An 18,955-nucleotide genomic window follows, 5' to 3' on the forward strand; every position below is an offset into this window, starting at 1 on the left:
AATGACAATCTTCGGGCATATTGAAAATCTATTGTTATAATAACTGGATGGACAACAGGAATTTTCGAATGAATGAGGGTTAAAAATGAAACAAGCTTTTTTTACGCGCTGTTTGTTTTTCATAACAGGCATTATCGTACTTTCTTTTGGTATCACATTAACAATTAAAGGCCAACTCTTTGGAGTGGGCTCATGGGATGTACTACATATTGGCTTAACAAAAACAGTAGGCCTATCAATCGGTTCATGGTCCATTATTTTGGGACTTGCTATTTTAGCGTTTGATATGCTGATTACGAAAAAGTTCCCTTTACCTGGAACGTTTATCGATATGTTTTTGGCAGGCATTTTTATTGATATTTTCAACTATTGGTTACCTGATATTGATGGTTTTTGGATGCAACTTATTTCTTACCTTACAGGGTTAGTGTTACTAGGCTGGGGCTGTGGAATGTATATGGTAGCAAATTTAGGTATTGGACCGCGTGATACTCTCATGCTGATGATGGTTCATAAGCTTGGCTGGAGTGTGACTCGCTCTCGTACAACAATGGAAGTAACAGTTGCAATCATTGGCTTCCTACTTGGCGGTCCTATAGGCATCGGTACGGTATTTATGGCATTTGGACTTGGACCAATCGTACAATTTGCCTTATCCTATAACGAAAAATTATTTATGCGATGGACAGGCGTGAAAAGCGCTGTTGTCTAAACTTTAAAGACAATGCATTTTTGCATTGTCTTTTTTAGAGTTGAAATATACAGTTCAACTATATATAATCAAACTATATAGTCCAACTGTATATTTGAGGTGAAGATGTGAAAAAACATAAATTATTACCTTTATCCGAAACCATGCATTATATTCTACTTGCCTTACGTGAACCGCTACATGGCTATGCCATGATGCAAAAAATCGAGGAAATGAGCGCAGGTAGTGTAAGGATTGCTGCCGGCACTATGTATGGAGCCATTGAAAATTTATTAAAATATCATTGGATCGCGCCTGTTGAGACCCAGGATACAAGACGCAAGGTTTATCAAACCACAGAAGAGGGTCTAGAAATATTAGCGGCAGAGCAACAAAGATTGCAGCGCATTTTATCTTTATACGAGGGAGCTGGCGAACATGATAAAGTTTAAAATCTTTTTTGATATCGAAAAGGAAGAGCGTTGGTTAAACGAAATGTTAGCCAAGGGTTGGCTATGCTCTCACATAAACTCAGCAGGTATTTATACATTTCAGCCTACTGAAAATCTTGAACAAGTTATTCGGATTGATTGTCAGCAGGAGCTTCGCAAAGAAAAGAAAGCTACCTATAAGCAATTACATGAGGATTTTGGCTGGCGTATAGTAAAAGAAAAATCATATGATGGCACTTTTTATTGGACAAAAAGTAAAGATGGTAATGATGAATTATTTTCAGATCATGATTCCCACATTGCGAAATATAAACGTTTAATGAAACATGCAAGCAATTGGGCAATACTCTCACTTATCTTCTTAATGATTTTTAATGGCAACGATGACGTCGCTCCCTTTTTCAGTATAAAAAGCGCATATTATACCCCAGGTTTATGGGATAAAGAAGGTTCTGCCTTCCTTTTTGCTTTTTTATTAGAAACACCCTTTGCCATCATGCGCTTTCTTCCACCATGGCTATTTTTAGCAACTTGTTGTATTTACATCACACTCTATTATCGTTATCGTAAATCCATACAGCAATTTTTATAGCAAATAACAAGGAGCCCCTTACGTAGTGTAAGGAGGCTCCTCTTTCCTTTATGCTTCTGGTTCAGCAGTATTTTGTCCTGTTGCTTCCATCACTTCTGGTGTATCGTCCACTGTATCATCTTCCTGTACGTTTTCAGCAGCCGGTGGTGTAATCGTCACAAGTGTGTAGTCATCCTCTTGTAAAATTTCAAACGAGAACTGTTGACGAATATCTCCGACGTATAGAGAAGTCCCAATTGCAACATTTGTAACATCTATTTCAATGGTTTCTGGAATGTCAGTTGGCTTCACTTTAATACGCACTTCACGATTAGGCTGGAGCAGGAATCCGCCATCAGCAACTCCAACTGCATCCCCAATTACAGTCACTGGAATATCCACTTCTAGCTCCTCTGACATATTGATGGATTTAAAATCCACATGCTTAACATTCCCTTTTAATGCACAACGTTGTACCTCTGTTAAAACTGCATTAATGCGTTTTCCTTCAACATCTAATTGGAAAACACTTTTCGTACCGTGTGTAGCTAACATTTTTGAAAAGGCTCTCGCATCTAACATAATTGCCGTTGATTCCATTTGAAAGCCGTAAACCACACCTGGAATGCCCCCATTTTGTCGAAGCTGTGTTAAAGAAGATTGTTGTCCCTTTTGACGTTTACTGGCAGTTAAAACCATATTCATCGAATATTTCCCCTTTCATGGAAACTAGTCTCATAAAAGGTTTTGCCTTTTCTATTGTATTTTATACATAGCAAGCACGCGATTATTTGGTCAGTATGGTAGTGGTAATTTGCCTCTCGGGATTACCGTTACGCAATACAACACAGAGTGCGATAATCGCTAAAACCGTACAAACCATAAACATGACCATATAGGATGTAAATTGCACAATAAAGCCCATCAAAAACCCACCCAACCCAAAGCCTAAATCATAGGTAGCTAAAAATAAACCTAGCAAAACATTTCTCGATTCTTGTGGTACAACAAACGACATATATGTAGTAATTGTCGGATATAGCATCGCTGAGGCAAGGCCATTGAAAACAGCGGAAATATAGACAAAAGATCCTATTTCAGGTAAAACAGCAAGCAACGTTGTGCCCAATATGGAGCTGAAAAGCACACATGCAATAAATTTCGGATGCCATTGTCCATCTGAAGGAATAGAGCGTCGCAATACAAAGCGACTACCCACCACGACCAATGCCTGTAACGTTAAATAAACAGCTGGATTCCCCACTCCCTCGGTCAGCATAAACAATGGTAAAAAGGTGGTGATGGCGCCAAAAATAGCAGCACCAAGAACCATAACGATTGCTGATATGACTAGCCCCTTGTGTTGTTTTACCCCCTTCATGGCGGCTATCAGCTCTCTTGTTGTCACAACTTCTGTGTCTTCCTTTGCTTTTGGTAAAGGGGAACCAATAAAAAACAGTAGTGGCAGAAGAGCCAACATAACCACAAAGATTAATAAATCCTGTCTATCCAATTGCGTCCACAAGAGTAGCGCTACTGCAGGTCCATATAAACCAGGTACAACACTGGATAAGGAATACATCGACATGCCTTGCCCCCGATCATGGTCGTGTAAGACAACTGTAATACCTAGCTGCATCGCCATAGAAAAGAAAGCGGTGATGATACCCTGTAGGACTCGTACTAAAAAAACACTATCAATACCAAATATGACATAGATAAGCAGTGCAAGTGCATGGCCTACTAACAGCCATTGCATAATCGTATAAGGACTATGCTTGGCGACCATTTGGCCAGCAAAAGGTCTTAATAGCATACAAACAAGCATATACATGGCCATCATGACTCCAATTTCACCCTCCAAGTACCCCCCATCCGCTGCTTCTAATGGAAAAATAACTGTCAACACGGCATTGGCGGTAAAAAAAATAATCGCAAGCCCATATAATTGCATCATGCGAAGGGATAAAGGCTGAAGTTTCATGAGACTTTCTCCCCTTGCAACGAAGAAACTTTTTGACGATTTATAGGTAATCTAGAGGCTAATAGGCGTTGGCTGGTCGGGTGTGTCATAAATGGAATACGAGACACTTCCTGAAGAAACTCCACCACTTCACCCTGGTCTACAACAGCTACTTCATCTGCAAACAAACTAACTGCGTGTAAATCGTGAGTAATAAATAAATAACTGAAGCCTCTCTCCTGTTGCAATTGTTTCAGGAGTTTTAGGATACTGATTTGTACCAATATATCTAAGCTATTAATGGATTCATCTAAGATGATGAGCTTAGGCTCTGTTGCTATCGCCCTTGCGATGGTCACTCGCTGTAACTGACCACCACTTAATTGATGAGGGTATTTTTGAGCATCTCTCTCAGATAGTCCCACCTGTACTAAAAGCTCCTTTATTTTTTCTAGCTGCTGTTGTTTTGTCAACTGTAAATGACAATTCATTGGCTCTGCAATGATGTCTTGAATCTTCATTTTCGGATTCACAGCACTATGGCAATCTTGAAAAACGATTTGAATATTTTTTTGTAATAGCTTCTTCTCTTCTTTAGATGTAGTTGCTAGATTAATATGATCGAAGTGAATGGTACCGCTATCTGGCTTTTCCATACCTATTATCAGCTTTCCTAGTGTGGTTTTGCCACTACCGCTCTCTCCGACAATGGCTAAGCAACCCCCTTGCTTCAAGGTGAATGACATATTTTTCACAGCTTCTATTGTTTCATGTTCCCCAAACAATCTCTTTTTTCGATAGGTTTTAGATACTTGTTGGATTTCTAACATCGGTTTTCCTCCTGTCTTACCCAATAGTTCGTGTCTAGTTCATATAGAATTCCGTTTGTATCACCTGACCAGCTATCCACAAGTTTTTCAAGTTGATCATCCTTCCTTTTCGCTGCGACTAATGCTTTGGTATAGGAATGAACAGGGTTTTGTAATAGCCGTTCGGCTGGACCATATTCCATGATTTTCCCTCTTCGCATAACAACAATTTGATCTGCCATTCGGGCAATGACGCCAAGATCATGTGACACAATCAGCATCGTTGTCTGATATTGTTGCTGACAATGAGACAATTCCTCTAAAACCTTGAGCTGTGTCATCGTATCAAGGGCTGTTGTTGGCTCATCTGCAAGCAAAAGCTTTGGACGAAGACTCATAGCCATGGCAATCATGACACGTTGAAGCATGCCTCCGCTTAACTCGTGAGGATATTTTTTTAACAGTCTTGAATCGGTCAATTGAAAAAAAGCAAGTTGCTCAGTTGCTATGTGCAATGCTTGTTTTTTACTGAGCGATCGGTGTGCCTGTACTGTTTCAATCATATGGTCTCCTATTGTTATAATAGGATTAAACATAGCCATAGGATTCTGCAATATACATGCTACGTCATTGCCCCGAAGGCCTCGCAACTGCTGTTCATCCATTCCCAGTAAGGAACGCCCTTCCAATAAAATGTCTCCCCCATAGTGTCGGGACTCCCGAAACAGTTGCAAGATGGCATAACATAGCATCGTTTTACCGCTACCGCTTTCCCCGACAATACCAAGCGTTGTACCTGTTGGAATCTGGAAATCAACATGCTGCACAACTTTTTTAGGTCCCCGTGCTGTTTGAAGCGTAATTGACAAATCCCTTATCTCTAACATATTGTCACCTCTTCTTCTTATACTTTGGCGTCCATAGCCGTACGAAGGGCATCCCCAAACCAATTAAAAATAAGAACGGTTAATGAGATCATGATACCTGGTATAAACATAAGCGTTGGTTCACTCATTAAATAGGTTTTACTATCATTAATCATCATGCCCCATTCTGCCATCGGTGCCGTAACACCTAGCCCTAAAAACGACAGCTCCGAAATTAAAAGTATTGTGGAGCCAAACCCGATTAGTTTTAACAAAAATATTTGTGGAAAGACAAACGGCAATATATGCCTCCTAATAATTTTTCGTTTCGGTACACCTGTCAGCCGTGCATATTGTACATAGGTACTTTCTTTTAAAGAACGCACCATATTGCGAATAATACGCGCAAAACCTACCCACGACACAAAACTAATTGCCACAAACATATTTTTAATGCCACCACCTAACGCACCTACAACGACAAGGGCAAAAATAAAATCAGGAATGGAGAGAAGAACATCACAAATACGCATTAATACTAGATCAACCAGCCCACCGATGTACCCTGCCAGACACCCTACGATGATGCTAATGATTAAGGTAATGAATAGTACGCCAGAGGCTAGCAGCAGAGAGGTACGTGTACCATACAATAAACGAGATAGCACACAGCGCCCTAGGTGATCTGTACCTAAGGGGTAATGCATAGAAAATCCCTGTAATTTATTGGCTATATCTGTTGTATAAGGATCATGAGGCGCTAACCAAGGAGCAAATAGAGCCATCACAACTAGCACAAGTACAAGCAAGCTACTGATGATAAGTGACAGATGCTTTTTCATTAAAGAGCGCCTCCTTTCAGCCTGACACGTGGATCAATAACTGCACAAAGTATATCTGCTATAAAATTGACGGTGATATATAATCCCCCAATGATGACGATAAAAGCTTGTAGTACAGCGTAGTCTCTTGCTAACATAGCCTCCACAATAAAGTGCCCTACGCCAGAAATGGCAAAAACATTCTCAATAATCGCTGCCCCCCCTAATAAGCCTCCACAGGTCATGGCAAGGGATGTGATAAGTTGTGGTAAAATGCCTTTGAAAATATGTGTACGCAAAATAACCGTTTCTTTTACACCTCTAGCACGGGCAAATAGAACATGCGGTTTCTTCATTTCTTCTCTCATGCTTGAGCGGATGAGCCTAATGTAATAAGGGATAAATCCTAAAGCCAGTGTTATCGATGGTAAAATGACATGAGCAAAACTTCCCCACCCCATGAGAGGTAGTACACCCCATTTCAAAGCCACGGTGTAAATGAAGAGAAAGGCCAGCCAAAAACTGGGCATGGATGCGATTGTAAAGATCGTGGTACGTGTAAACCAATCCAGCCATCCACCGTTTTTTCTTGCAGACCAAATACCAATAGCCAAGCTACTGACAATAATTATGACTAATGCTGTTACCGCTAAAAGAAATGTCGTCTCAAAGCGTGGAAAAAGTTCTGTTGCCACAGCCTTTTTCGATACAAAGGATGTTCCAAAATCTAATTGCAATGCATGGCTGAGCCAAGCAATATATTGCATCCACAAAGGTTGATCTAGACCCATTTCTTCACGCATACTTGTCATGGCCTCTTCAGTAGCAGGAATTTGATTGATTGTAAAATAAGCTTCAACAGGATCAACAGGAATAAAGCGAATTAATCCAAAGGCGATGATGGTTATACCAAACAATGCCAGTAACATACTTGCTATCCGTTTAACAAAAAATGGCACCATTTTGACTACTTCACCTCATATTGATTCAGCGGCACTTCAAATTGCTGCATAGAAAACGATAAATTGGCTAGACGTTGATTGGCCACCAAATAATTTGTCCGATAAGATAATGGCATGAAAATCGCCTCTTCATGAATGGTTTGTAAAATGGCTTCATACAGGCTCTGTCTCTCTGATTCATCAGTTGAGCGAATCACTTTCGCAATATTTGCTGCTAATTGTTCTGAATGTGCTGTGCCTTTTAACGCATAATAGCCAATTTGCTTTTCCCCCGTCATCATTCGTAAATACATATGGGGATCATAAGGTGCCCCCCACGTATCATTCATAATGACATTGAACTCACCTGTTTTACTTCGCGTTCGGAAAAGTTGATCTTCTTCTCCAATCAATTTGACATCTACGCCTAATTCACGCCATGCGCCCTGTAAATATTCAAATATAGATTTATGCACTTGGTCATTACTGTTATATGGAATTGTGATGGTCAGTGCTTGACCGTCTTTGGATCGAAACGGAGCCCCTTCTTCAAAGATCCAGCCTGCTTTATCCAATAGTTGCTGGGCTTTTTCTAAATCATAGCTGTAAGACTCAAATGGAATATCACTATACGGAAATCCTGGAGCAAATAAAGACTTGGCCTCTTGTTCAATGCCATTTAATACATGTTCAATAATTGTTTGTCGATCAAAAGCATACTGCAAAGCAAGTCTGACATCTTTATCTTGCGTCACGCCATAGTCTGAATTGAAAGATAGTATTCTAGTAGAGGAAGGTTCAGAAATTAGCGTTTGATATTGCGGATTTTTCTCCAAAGCTCGGAGTTCCTCAGGTGCTAATTGACCACTTCCGAAAATTAAATCAATATCTCCTTTTTCAAGTGCCATCATCCGTGCTTGTGAATCAGGAATAATTTTGACGATGACCTTTTCTAGCTTAGGTTTCTCTCCCCAATAATGCTCATTACGTGAAAACTCAGCAAAATTGTCTTGCTTGTAATCAGTTAAAATCCAAGGACCTGTTCCAACCGCTTTTTCAATGCCTTCTTTGGTTGTCCCACTTGCTGGGAAGCCACTATCCCCTAACATACGTAATGGACGAATCAACGTTAATTCCTGTAAAAATGGATAGTAAGGCTCTTTTAAATGAATCTGTAATTTCAGTTTATCTAAGACTTCTACCCGATCAATGACTGCCACCACTTCTAGCCAACTATGCGGTGCAATATTCTGTACTACTGTTTCGATATTACGTTTAACATTGTCAGCCGTAAGCTGAGAGCCGTCTGAATACAAGACATTGTCTCGTAATGTAAATATGTAGCTCTTACCGTCTTGAGACATTTCCCATGCTGTTGCTAATCCTGGCTCTATTTGCCCATCATTTCCATAGCGTACAAGCGAATCGTATAACATGGCCTGAGCAAACATTTCATTTGGCGCATACAGGTGTGGATTTACTTCTCCAATATCCTTTGGCCAAGAAATGGTTAAAACATGTTCATTTTCACCTTTTGCCTTGTCTTTTTTTGTCTTGTCATCTGAATTTCCGCAGGCCACAAGCATACTTCCACTCACAATCAATAGAACTAGTAAACTCATTATTTTTTTCAATATACTTTCTCCTTCACTTAAATAGTAATGATTACTATTATCATTCAAAATCGAATTTTAAATGATTCATGACTTTTTGTAAAGTAGATATTCAAAAATAAATCTTAAAGACATAAAAAAACACCTCCTCTGTCCATGGAACAAAGGAAGTGCCTTCTGTCTTAATATAGTGCTATTTTTGTATGCAATAGCTCATGTAACTCATGCAATTTTTTAATTTCATAATGTGGTTCAATATCACTCGTATTTTCAACATTGCGGATGTTAAACCAGCATGTATCAATGCCTGACAGCAATCCGCCTTTAATGTCTGATGTCAAAGAATCGCCGATTATAAGCGTTTTAGCTTTATCAAAATGCTCAATCCGCTCAAATACATAATCAAAAAAGGCCGGCATTGGTTTTTGATAGCCCGTTTGCTCGGAGATAAAGATGCCTTTAAAATATTGTGCTAAATCGGCATCCACTAGTCGTTTATTTTGTGTCAACGTTACGCCATTTGATACGACATACAAATGATAGTGATTGGCTAGTTGAGCGATGACTTCATAAGCTCCCTCTACATAATGATGTGCTTCCTGTAAGTATTTTTGGAATAGCGATTCAAAGTAGACGCCATCGACCTCCATCCCAAATTCCTTTAATGCAATCGCAAATCTTGTATTATGTAGTGTATTTTTTGTCATTTCCCCGCGCTCAAAAGCTCGCCACATCGATTCATTAATTTCTTTGTAGCGCGCAATCATCTCGGGCGTAGTGGCTATCTTTTCCTCTCTGAACATGCGGTCAAGTGCTGCATTTTCAGCTAAATCAAAATCTAGTAATGTATCATCTACGTCAAACAATAATATCTCATATTTCGTCATATTCATTCCCACTTTCTTCGATGCATTGTGACCATTTACTCTATATCATGATAACGTTTTTTATGAAAAATAACAGTAAAATGTCCTATGACAGAATATTAGAACATGTATGCGCTTTATACACATGCTTATCCGTCCATTGAAACTAGGGAACTTTTTCTATATTGAAAAAAATGTTCGACTAGCCCTAAAATAGCTCGTTCTGCAATTTCATATTTGAAATTATCGTTGAATATGAGAGCAAAAAATTCGTCAATGCTTTAAAACTCTAGCATTTCACTAATGGTATAGCGACTTTACAAATTAATTTCTCCTTAGCTCATTTTGATTATCCGTAAGAATCAATTATAATCCTCCTGAACTAAATTCATAAATTCGCCGTTTTACTCTCTAATAAATTTTTTTAAATTTTAATTCATTTAATTTTATTAAACAGAATATCAGTCAGTTTAGTTTTTTCTCACTTATCTTAAAAATCTCTAACTTCAACCTTTTTATAAATAAAGTGAATCTATAAATAAAAAACAAATAGCTTGTTGCTGTAAAAATAAAAAGGTTGATTTATTCTACAAATCATATAGATTAATTCTGTTTTTTCATTTTTAAATTTTGTGACTTGAAATTTAACTACAGCATACTGTTACTGTAAGTACATCCCTTCATAATCTAACAAATAAAAATACATAACCTAAGATAGCAATCGATGAAGCGCAAAATTAACTGTTCAACACAGAATATGAAAGTTGATTAAGTTCTTTAATGTGAGTAGAAATAAAAACTTAGGATAGATATCGAAAAAACATTTTAGGTAAAATAACGTTTTGATTTTTTGACTTAGGTAATTTACAATAATACAAAACAAAATATTTACAAATTAACCAATATATGTATAAAATAACATTGGAATATATATCCTTTATTTATCCCGAAATGTCATGTCATTTAAAGTGTATATATTCTAATTTTGTAACATTTTATGAATTATAAAAACTATAGGGGTGGACGAAATGAAAAAAAACACAAAAAAAATACTTACAGGTAACATAGTCGCAGCATTGCTTTTAGCTGGTCCATTATCATTGGCTGGTACACAAAATACGTTTGCAGCTTCTAATGAGAATGAGTTTTCTAATATAGAGAACTTAAATTTTACCGAATCTGGCCAAACATTCACATTAGTTTATGATGAAGGTGAAACAGATTTTAACATTGAATATAATGGTGATAAAATGTTGTTAACTACTACAACTGGTAACAAAATTCATACATTTGAATATAATGAAGGTGATTCTTTTGCTATAATGGACGGAGAAAAAGTGGAATTATCTTTTGAAGAGTTTGTTGACCCTACTAAAGTCAATGATGATTCCCAACCTATATTTAGTGCTTATAAAGCAGATGATTATACACCTGTCTATATGTCAACTGCAAAAATCAATTTCGATAAAATGGTCACAGATGTATCTGATATTGTGACAGTAATTGGTGGTGTTATTGCAATTGGAGGAATTATCGGAGCTGCAATTACTAAAAAACAAATTGCATCAGTAATAGGAAATTGGGCTGGGGCTGTAGGGTTCGCCACACTTATAGTATCTAAGACATTTTCTGGGAAAATCACATATGATCAGTACAGAACTAAGGGTCTAGTTGATACAGGATATGGAACAAAATACCATGCAATTAGAAACGATAACGTTAGAGTAATTGCTTCCGTTGCAGGTTTTAGTATGAATGAACAATTAAGAGGTACTGGTGATTGGTATTTTAATACAAAGCCATATTAAGGAGGTTTATAGGTTTGCAAAAGTCTAGCATATTTAATAGAATTGCGTTAGTAGTGCTGTCTATTATGGTTATCGGGGTTCTTTATTCTTTCATTTGGCATAAAGAGAGTTTTGATAGACCAATTTGGATACAAGTTGTTATGACTTTTTGCTTTTTAATGTTGAGTATAAATAACTTTAGACTAAGGAAGTACGCTATGGGTTGGATTTTTGCTGGAGTAGTAGTAGCTTTTGGAATCAGTATATTTTGGGGTACTACTGCTGTTTAATCAATCAACACCATGTCAGTAAACTAAGATCAGCCAACAATTTCTTGTTACATTTTATGACAAAACCTCAAATTCAGATAAAGAGTAAAACGACTGTTTAAAAAGAATGGTCTTACAAAGACACAAAGCCTGTGATAACAGGCTGTAGGCCTTTGTCTTTGTGTATTAAGGTACAAGTAAATTGTGTTTTGAAAAACTTTTAAATTTAAACTGAGTAGAAAAATTATATAGTATATCCTAAGAAACCTCCAATGGTTATTCCAATGGAGGTCTTCATTTCATTATTTAACTGAGCCACTAATAAATGTTTTATCAGGATAATACATATTCTTTACAATTACATTTGGTCCTAAACATTTGACTGCTGGACAGTGGCAATTAATTGATTTAGAAATATTGGAATCTAACCACCGTTCGTAAATTTGAGGTAATGATTCATTTTTTATATTTCCGAAAGCCGAACCGTCATCTGAGAAATCCGTAACCGATATATCCCCAGTGAAAATATTTAAATTCATTCTTGATCGTCCATCAACATCATTTCTGATTGTTATATTATGTTCACTATTGATTCGCTTGATTAACGCTAAATCTCGCTCATCTTGACTACAAGGGTAAAATGGCAATGTACCAAACAATACCCATATGTCTTTATTTCTATAATCAAGAATTTCATTCACAACTTTTCTGTATTCCTCCAAACTAATAACTTCTAAATTTTCAGCGAAGTCACTAGCATACATAGGATGAATTTCGTGTCGCTTACATAACATTTCGTTAGCCACTTCATTATGAATTTTCTCCATATAGGGGACAGTATTACGATTTAACATTGTTTCTGCTGATACAAACATCCCTCCTTTGGAAAGTTCCCTTGCATTGTCGAAAATATTACGATATAAATTGCCTCTGTATTCAATTGAAGGTTGCTTATCCATCATAGCGAAGCCTGTTTCAACAAATTCTTTTTCATCACACCAGTTATGCGATATGTGCATAACATCTAGATAAGGAGCAATTAATTCGTAATGAGACATAGGCAAAGTTAAATTCGAATTAATTTGCGTCTTAATTCCCCTACCCTTAGCGTATTTCAAAAGTGGTAACAAATTTTCCTTTATTCCCTTTTTAGTCATTAAAGGTTCTCCACCTGTAAAACTCATTGTACGTAAAGTTTCCACCTCATCTAACTTGTGGATAATTTCTTCTGTAGGTAATGCTGGTAATTCTTTGGTTAATAATGTGTAGCCAACTGCACAATGCGAACATCTCATATTACATAAATGTGTTGTAGTAAATTCAATATTTGATAAAGTTAATTTCCCATACCTATCAATGTCATGGTAACTTTCCCATTCATCATGAGTTTTCTGTACTGTAAACATATAAAAAACTTCCTTTCCATGCTTATAATTTTCGCACAGATAAAATAATTTTTAAAGTGCATTTATTTATAAATTATCTCGGAATCGAACTTAATCTTTATTATAACTTTTTTATTATTTTGTTTACATCTGCTCTATTTCTGACAACTCTATCTTCGTATCCTCTTTTATCTTCTATACAATTAATTTTTCTTGCGCCACTTTGTAATTACAAGGAGTTAAATTACCGACTTTGGTGACACACCAGCCCTCGGCAATATTGTACATGACGAACTACCATTGATTTTTGATAAATGGATGGCAACCGACTTGGCAAAATCGCTTAACTGCCATTGTCCAGCAGTCAAATGCTTAGGGCCAAATGTACTAGTAAAAAACATGTATTATCAAGATGCCGCATTTGTAAGTGGCTCTGCTCGCATATAAGTTAATTTATAAATAGAGAAACTCCATGTTGAACAAAGACTGATCAACATGGAGTTTCTTTTACATATGGCGTTATAAATTGTAGGTTGTCCTTCTACCTGTTCTTTAATGCAACGTATATAATTGTTCGATCGTAAGTGAGGAATCCGCCTCTTGATTTTTTTTGTCTTCGGAAATGATTTTCCCTTCATAAATCAATCCACCTGTACGTAAATCAACGATAGACAACCACTGTCCATCAGAAACACGATATACTAAATAAAATTTCCCCTCTGCTATACGTAAATATGGAGCATCATTCTCATTCGCAATGCTTGAATATTGAAGGGTTAAGGGTTCTTTCCACTGCTTCTTTTCAATATGATAACGATTCAATGTTAGACCATTGGCTGAATAAACAGGAATGTATATCGTTTCTTTATGAATCAGCATTGACTTCCGATAGGGTTTTAATTCTTCTGGCATAGTCCATTCCTCTGCTTCATTCTTGGCATTATTATAGAGATATATTTGACTAGAGATAACTTCTAGCTCAGTATCTTCTTTTCGATCACTGTATTTTTCTACCATATATAAATAATAATTTTCGTTTTGAGTAGTAGTATTGTATTCATTAAAAATACGGATACTGGAAGTGCCTCTTTCTTCTGACACTAATTCTGCAAGGATGGCGTCCTTTACTAATTCCTTCTTGTTCTCATCAATCGAATAGACATGCAACTCTTCCCTACCTTTTATAAGATAATTGGCTGATAAATAGTTGGTTGTTAATATATTTATTTTTCCATTTCCCACGTAAACGTCATTCACATTAATCCAATCATAGCTTGCTTTAACTGGTATATCGATTTTAAAGGAAGAACTGTCATTTGTATTTTTATCAAGTGTATCAATTTGAAGCGTTACGACATTACTAGCTTCTTTTCGACCATCATCTAAAAATGTTGTGTAAATCAAACGTGATTTGTCTTCAAAATATTTTCTTGGATCAAATTCTTTCCCACGCATAAAATTACGGTGTTCCTCAATATATTTTCGAAGATTCATAGGTTCATTCGGTGCCATCAAATCTCTAAAAAAAGACTGATTATTGGGATTCGTGGAACCATCCTTTGATATGTACAACATATAATAAAGATCATTACTCTGATAACTTGTTTGAAGAATAAGATTTTCGATTTCTTCCTTATTTCCGCTGATCGTTTCAATTTTATAGGATCTATCATTTTTAGAAGCCATTGCTGTTTTTTGGATATAGTAAGAACTGATAAACACCACGATGAAGAAACTAATACTGATTGTTTTCCAATATTTTTTCATTGTTATACCTCCTCTAGACCCTGATTTTATATTTTAATAAATGATTCGCAATCCAAATGGCACTGCCTAAAACGATCATGCTCGTTACCAGTACCATTAAGAAAATTTCAAGTGGGTAAAAGTAATTTGTATAAACATTAACTAATAGGATTGGAGCAAAAAATACCCCCAGTGACAGTAAGCCATAAAAAATAGCGTAAAAAATCCCTTTTAAACCATAACTTCGCTCAATTAAAATCGCGGTAAAAATTACTGCCACGAAAAGTAACCCAAGTGCATAAACCAGGATAAACTCTGTAAAGCTAGTCGGATACAGCCACCTCCACATATTTAAAGTAGAACTAGTATAAATTGAGAAATTTGATTGGAGATCTATTGGTATAATCTTATTCACTATTTGTTTTTCCATCAAAATTAGCAAGATTTGCAAGGCAATCAAGCCAAGAACTAAAAGCATAATCGTCGTTAATTTCGCAAAATAAATGGCGATTCTTTCAGTTGGTAACATGAATAATCTGTAAATAAATGTATTTTTACCAAGCCAATCACGATACCAAATAAAGAAAACATAAATCATCAACATGGCGATACAAAAAAAGATTGGCAGCAGAAACCATTCTGAATCAGTGAATCGATCGAAAGAAAAAGTCCCGTATTGCTCCACATACTGGTTCATGGATAATTGGTTTTCTGCCATCAACTGTTTAGCATTTTTCATATAGGTTTGTGAGATAATTCCCGCTCCTATAAGCTGGCTGAGCATGGTCAAGCCTATTAAAATCAAATACAATTTAAAAAATCGATTTACTTCAAAATTAACAAGTTTTAAATAGTTTTTCATGCTCGATATACCTCCCTCATCACATCAACCACTGATTTCCCTTCATTTTCACGTACTTCCTCCACGCTAAATTCCCTTAATACTGCACCGTCATCCATAAGGACTGCTTTATCAATCAAATGCTCAATATCACTAATTTCATGCGTTGTTATAATGACACCACGTTCTTCAATTAAATGGCTTGTAAACACCTCAGCAATCTGCTCACGAGAGAAAATATCAATGCCAGAGAATGGTTCATCCATCAGTAAATAATCGACATCAAGTGACAATCCCAGTAGCATATTCACTTTTGCTGTATTTCCTTTCGATAAGTTAGCAATACGTTCATTCGGATCAAGTTTAAAAAATTGTAGTAATTCTTCTGCCCTCTGAGGATTCCAGCTTTTATAAAAATCAGCCATGAACACAAAAGCTTCATTGATTTTCATTTGTGGCAACATCGTTATTGTGTCTGGGATGAAGGTTATTTTTTCAAAACTTTCTTTTGTGATTTTTTCTCCATCCATTAAAATTTCACCACTATTAATTGGTGTGAGCGCCATAATAGCTTTCATAATGGTCGTCTTACCTACACCATTTATTCCTATTAAACAAGTAATCTCTCCTTTTTCTGCAGTAAAAGAAATGTCTTTTAAAACCTGTTTCCTGCCGTATTTCTTGTTAACGTTTTTTACTTCTATCATTTCGATTCCTCCGCTTCTCCGCTTTCGGCATCATGTTTTTTCTTTACAAGTTCCAATACTTCGGTTAACGGCACATCGATAGATTTAATAGAGCCTAAAAATAAGTCAACCGCTTCGATAATCAATTCCTCACGGACATTTTTAAGGACTGCTTCATCTTTCGTAATGCAGCTAGGCATATTCCCCTCTGTAAAAATCAATCCTTGTTCCTCCATTTCCTTATAAGCTCGTTGCGCAGTATTTGGGTTAATCTTTAACTGATTGGCTAATTCCCTTCTGGATGGAATCTCCTGACCTGGCTCATAAAATCCCTTGGCAATTTGTTCTTTCAAATGCCGAATCACTTGGACATACACCGGGTCCCGATTATTAAAATTTATAGTCAAATAACTCAACTCCTCAAAAATTAATTCCGCGTATTAACCACTTAATACACAGTATGTAGAATGATGGGTTGCACCTATCAACATGGACATATTTTTTCTCTCGTTAACACCTCAGTGTATTAAGCGCTTAATACACTGACAATAAAAAAATGTATTAAACAGTTAATACACTTCTTGAAATGTATTATATGCTTAATACACATTTTAAGTCAACCACATTTATGGAAATATCTATCAATAATTAAAATCACAGCCAGTTGTACAAGTAGCAAGTACATCATGGATGCAAATATACTTTTCTTCAAACAGACGAGTGTTTTTATCTTCATTGTTAACTGGTAATGACTGTATGTTTTCTTGTAATTATTTTTTAGCACAAAAATATTTTATGTTCACAAGAGGTATAAGAAATAGAAGTTGAGCTATACTATTAAAGATTTCACTTCAAATCCAATGACTAGGAGGGTTAACCCGATGAGTGCGATTGATCGATAACTCAGAAGGACCATCAAAACTGAATAAGCTAAAGTACAGATTTCTTAGGAATATCTTAAGATCCTATGCGGAAGCGAGGCAGTGTGTCATGGAGCAGAAAATGTAAGTGGTAATCAGACCCGGAAATTCATTTCCGGGTTTTTCTAATTGTAAAGCCGTTATTCTAATTCAGCTAAATACATAAAAGCCATATTCAGATGAATATGGCTTTTCCTCTTATCCAATTAATTCCTTTGCAAGGAATCTATAGGTATTTAAACGACTTTCTAATTCATATTGATTGCAATTTAGCATCACTTCATCAAAGCCATAGCGTTCTTGCTCAGCGCTTAAAAAAGCAGCAATGTCTTGGGGTGTCCCGACAAGATTCGCCTTGCGATTATTGTCAATCGTCAATTTATCCATTTCAGTTAATGGATAATCTTTCGCTTCTTCGGGTGACATTGTTTGAATGATTTGCCCTTTCATTAATTGAAGACGAGAAATATCAATCGGTTTAGCTAAATATTCCGCTTCTTCTAGGGTTGGGGCAACTGTTGCTGCATATGTCACAATGATTTGTGGTTTATCCATATAATAAGAAGGCGTAAAATAGGCTTTATAGGCATCAAAGATATCCTTTGACATATTGCCCGTGAAAAATTGTGCATACGAATAGCCTACTCCCAGCTGGCCAGCCTGCATTGCGCTCTGACCACTAGAACCTAGTAACCAAGCCTCTGGTAATGAAATATGAGCAGGAGCTGCAATGACTTGATCATAGACATGTTCACCTGTTTTTTGATTATTCATTAGTTTTAATATGATTTCTAGCTTATCATACTGTTCTGTGAAGCGTTGTCGCCTTCCCTCTGCCAAGGCATAGATAGCGGCATGATCACCACCAGGAGCTCTCCCCACACCAAAATCAATACGATTGGGTGCCAGCCCCGATAATGTTTTAAAGACCTCTGCTAGCTTATAGGGTGAATAATGCATCATCATGACACCACCCGTACCAATGCGAAGCCGCTGTGTTTTAGCAGCTAAAAAAGCAGCAGTTACTTCAGGAGCTGAACTCGCCAATGACTGGCTATTATGGTGTTCAGCAAGCCACATACGGTGATAGCCAAGCTCTTCACCTAGCAATGCCAGCTGTTCTGTACGTTGGAAGGCCTCTTCTGCAGAATGACCTTTTGGAATCGGCATTTGATCTAAAATACTTAATCTCATGTAAAACATCCTCTCTGTCTCTAGCTCCCCCTTTTACTGTAATACAGTTTGGATGATTTACAAAATAAAAAACCTTACTCATAAGCTAGTTGTTTCTTTTCCCAAGTGTGATAGACCATGCCAACAAGCTTTTGTTGTTGTTGCTGGTTTAATACGACTTCTTTAAATTTCATTGCCTCTAGGGAAAATTGCTGCGTTTGTTCGTTCACGACAAATTGGAGAATAGCATGTCCTTTTTCGTCTTGAAACGTAATATCACCTGATAATTCTACAACTTGCTCCCCAGTTTTTGCTTCATAATAGCGCCAGTAAGGTTCATAAAAAGCGTAATTAAACGCATTTCGAACTGTGACATCTGAAAAATTCTCCAAATAGCCTTCCTTTACGGTATCAATATACTCATGATCTGTTATATCTTTTTTTGCATTAAAGACATACCCTACAAGTACTCCCATAAACACAACACAGAGAAATACACGTATATGATTTCCTAAACTCATGTCATCACGTCCCCTTTACGTAAAAACACCATTA

General features: G+C 36.7%; 20 protein-coding genes and 1 pseudogene. 6 read left to right on the forward strand and 15 right to left on the reverse strand.

Features of this window, described 5'->3' with window-relative positions:
• Positions 1 to 85: 85 nt before the first annotated feature.
• The 3 genes from MKY76_RS13965 to MKY76_RS13975 all read left to right on the forward strand — a co-directional run bounded on the left by MKY76_RS13965 (position 86) and on the right by MKY76_RS13975 (position 1,735).
• Positions 86 to 712, forward strand: a complete 627-nt coding sequence (locus tag MKY76_RS13965) for a YitT family protein (protein WP_004230690.1) — start codon at positions 86 to 88, stop codon at positions 710 to 712.
• A 143-nt stretch (positions 713 to 855) separates the two neighbouring features.
• Entirely contained in the window at positions 856 to 1,143 is a 288-nt protein-coding gene (locus tag MKY76_RS13970; protein WP_054550495.1) for a helix-turn-helix transcriptional regulator, read from the forward strand.
• A complete protein-coding gene (locus MKY76_RS13975; RefSeq protein ID WP_281216279.1) occupies positions 1,130 to 1,735 on the forward strand; it encodes a DUF2812 domain-containing protein in 606 nt (201 codons plus the stop codon). The genes MKY76_RS13970 and MKY76_RS13975 overlap by 14 nt, the downstream gene beginning before the upstream one ends.
• Before the next feature lie 48 nt (positions 1,736 to 1,783).
• Here MKY76_RS13975 and MKY76_RS13980 read toward each other — a convergent pair whose 3' ends face one another.
• From MKY76_RS13980 to MKY76_RS14015, 8 genes are all read right to left on the reverse strand, one after another.
• Positions 1,784 to 2,419: a 50S ribosomal protein L25/general stress protein Ctc gene (locus tag MKY76_RS13980; protein ID WP_281216278.1), complete on the reverse strand. Its 636-nt coding sequence runs from the start codon at positions 2,417 to 2,419 to the stop codon at positions 1,784 to 1,786.
• Between the two features lie 82 nt (positions 2,420 to 2,501).
• Complete coding sequence (locus MKY76_RS13985) at positions 2,502 to 3,698, reverse strand: MFS transporter (protein WP_112118409.1); 1,197 nt, start codon at positions 3,696 to 3,698, stop codon at positions 2,502 to 2,504.
• Positions 3,695 to 4,507, reverse strand: coding sequence for a dipeptide/oligopeptide/nickel ABC transporter ATP-binding protein (locus MKY76_RS13990; RefSeq protein ID WP_281216276.1), 813 nt, complete (start codon positions 4,505 to 4,507; stop codon positions 3,695 to 3,697). Before MKY76_RS13990 ends, MKY76_RS13985 begins: the two co-directional genes overlap by 4 nt.
• A complete protein-coding gene (locus MKY76_RS13995; protein WP_342556763.1) occupies positions 4,501 to 5,373 on the reverse strand; it encodes an ABC transporter ATP-binding protein in 873 nt (290 codons plus the stop codon). Before MKY76_RS13995 ends, MKY76_RS13990 begins: the two co-directional genes overlap by 7 nt.
• A 17-nt stretch (positions 5,374 to 5,390) precedes the next feature.
• Positions 5,391 to 6,194, reverse strand: a complete 804-nt coding sequence (locus MKY76_RS14000) for an ABC transporter permease subunit (protein ID WP_342556764.1) — start codon at positions 6,192 to 6,194, stop codon at positions 5,391 to 5,393.
• Entirely contained in the window at positions 6,194 to 7,135 is a 942-nt protein-coding gene (locus MKY76_RS14005; protein WP_048392409.1) for an ABC transporter permease, read from the reverse strand. Before MKY76_RS14005 ends, MKY76_RS14000 begins: the two co-directional genes overlap by 1 nt.
• 5 nt (positions 7,136 to 7,140) lie before the next feature.
• Positions 7,141 to 8,748: a nickel ABC transporter substrate-binding protein gene (gene nikA / locus MKY76_RS14010; protein ID WP_342556765.1), complete on the reverse strand. Its 1,608-nt coding sequence runs from the start codon at positions 8,746 to 8,748 to the stop codon at positions 7,141 to 7,143.
• A 161-nt stretch (positions 8,749 to 8,909) separates the two neighbouring features.
• The gene (locus tag MKY76_RS14015; protein ID WP_103118355.1) at positions 8,910 to 9,614 is read right to left on the reverse strand and encodes a YjjG family noncanonical pyrimidine nucleotidase; all 705 of its coding nucleotides are present in this window, start codon (positions 9,612 to 9,614) and stop codon (positions 8,910 to 8,912) included.
• Positions 9,615 to 10,621: 1,007 nt separating this feature from the next.
• On the opposite strand from MKY76_RS14015, the gene MKY76_RS14020 reads away from it, so the two are divergent.
• Entirely contained in the window at positions 10,622 to 11,401 is a 780-nt protein-coding gene (locus tag MKY76_RS14020) for a hypothetical protein (RefSeq protein ID WP_328024966.1), read from the forward strand.
• Positions 11,402 to 11,415: 14 nt separating this feature from the next.
• Positions 11,416 to 11,670: a hypothetical protein gene (locus MKY76_RS14025; RefSeq protein WP_066037785.1), complete on the forward strand. Its 255-nt coding sequence runs from the start codon at positions 11,416 to 11,418 to the stop codon at positions 11,668 to 11,670.
• Positions 11,671 to 11,951: 281 nt separating this feature from the next.
• On the opposite strand, the gene yfkAB is transcribed toward MKY76_RS14025, so the two are convergent.
• On the reverse strand, positions 11,952 to 13,055 hold the full coding sequence (gene yfkAB / locus MKY76_RS14030; RefSeq protein WP_066037786.1) for a radical SAM/CxCxxxxC motif protein YfkAB: 1,104 nt from the start codon (positions 13,053 to 13,055) through the stop codon (positions 11,952 to 11,954).
• Positions 13,056 to 13,277: 222 nt separating this feature from the next.
• Here yfkAB and MKY76_RS14035 point away from each other — a divergent pair.
• Positions 13,278 to 13,481: pseudogene (locus MKY76_RS14035) on the forward strand (radical SAM/CxCxxxxC motif protein YfkAB); the annotation flags it as partial.
• Positions 13,482 to 13,586: 105 nt separating this feature from the next.
• Here the strand turns inward: MKY76_RS14035 and MKY76_RS14040 are convergent.
• The 6 genes from MKY76_RS14040 to MKY76_RS14065 form a co-directional block, all read right to left on the reverse strand.
• A complete protein-coding gene (locus tag MKY76_RS14040) occupies positions 13,587 to 14,801 on the reverse strand; it encodes a hypothetical protein (protein ID WP_342556766.1) in 1,215 nt (404 codons plus the stop codon).
• A gap of 13 nt (positions 14,802 to 14,814) precedes the next feature.
• Positions 14,815 to 15,642: a hypothetical protein gene (locus tag MKY76_RS14045; protein ID WP_342556767.1), complete on the reverse strand. Its 828-nt coding sequence runs from the start codon at positions 15,640 to 15,642 to the stop codon at positions 14,815 to 14,817.
• A complete protein-coding gene (locus tag MKY76_RS14050) occupies positions 15,639 to 16,328 on the reverse strand; it encodes an ABC transporter ATP-binding protein (protein WP_342556768.1) in 690 nt (229 codons plus the stop codon). Before MKY76_RS14050 ends, MKY76_RS14045 begins: the two co-directional genes overlap by 4 nt.
• The gene (locus MKY76_RS14055) at positions 16,325 to 16,714 is read right to left on the reverse strand and encodes a GntR family transcriptional regulator (RefSeq protein WP_112118399.1); all 390 of its coding nucleotides are present in this window, start codon (positions 16,712 to 16,714) and stop codon (positions 16,325 to 16,327) included. Before MKY76_RS14055 ends, MKY76_RS14050 begins: the two co-directional genes overlap by 4 nt.
• Positions 16,715 to 17,425: 711 nt before the next feature.
• Positions 17,426 to 18,421 (reverse strand): LLM class flavin-dependent oxidoreductase, encoded by a 996-nt coding sequence (locus tag MKY76_RS14060; RefSeq protein ID WP_103118359.1) that lies wholly within the window; start codon positions 18,419 to 18,421, stop codon positions 17,426 to 17,428.
• Positions 18,422 to 18,495: 74 nt separating this feature from the next.
• The gene (locus MKY76_RS14065) at positions 18,496 to 18,921 is read right to left on the reverse strand and encodes a hypothetical protein (protein ID WP_048392403.1); all 426 of its coding nucleotides are present in this window, start codon (positions 18,919 to 18,921) and stop codon (positions 18,496 to 18,498) included.
• Positions 18,922 to 18,955: the final 34 nt, after the last annotated feature.

The sequence above is a fragment of the Lysinibacillus sp. FSL P4-0201 genome (genome assembly GCF_038593425.1).
Classification (GTDB): domain Bacteria; phylum Bacillota; class Bacilli; order Bacillales_A; family Planococcaceae; genus Lysinibacillus; species Lysinibacillus capsici.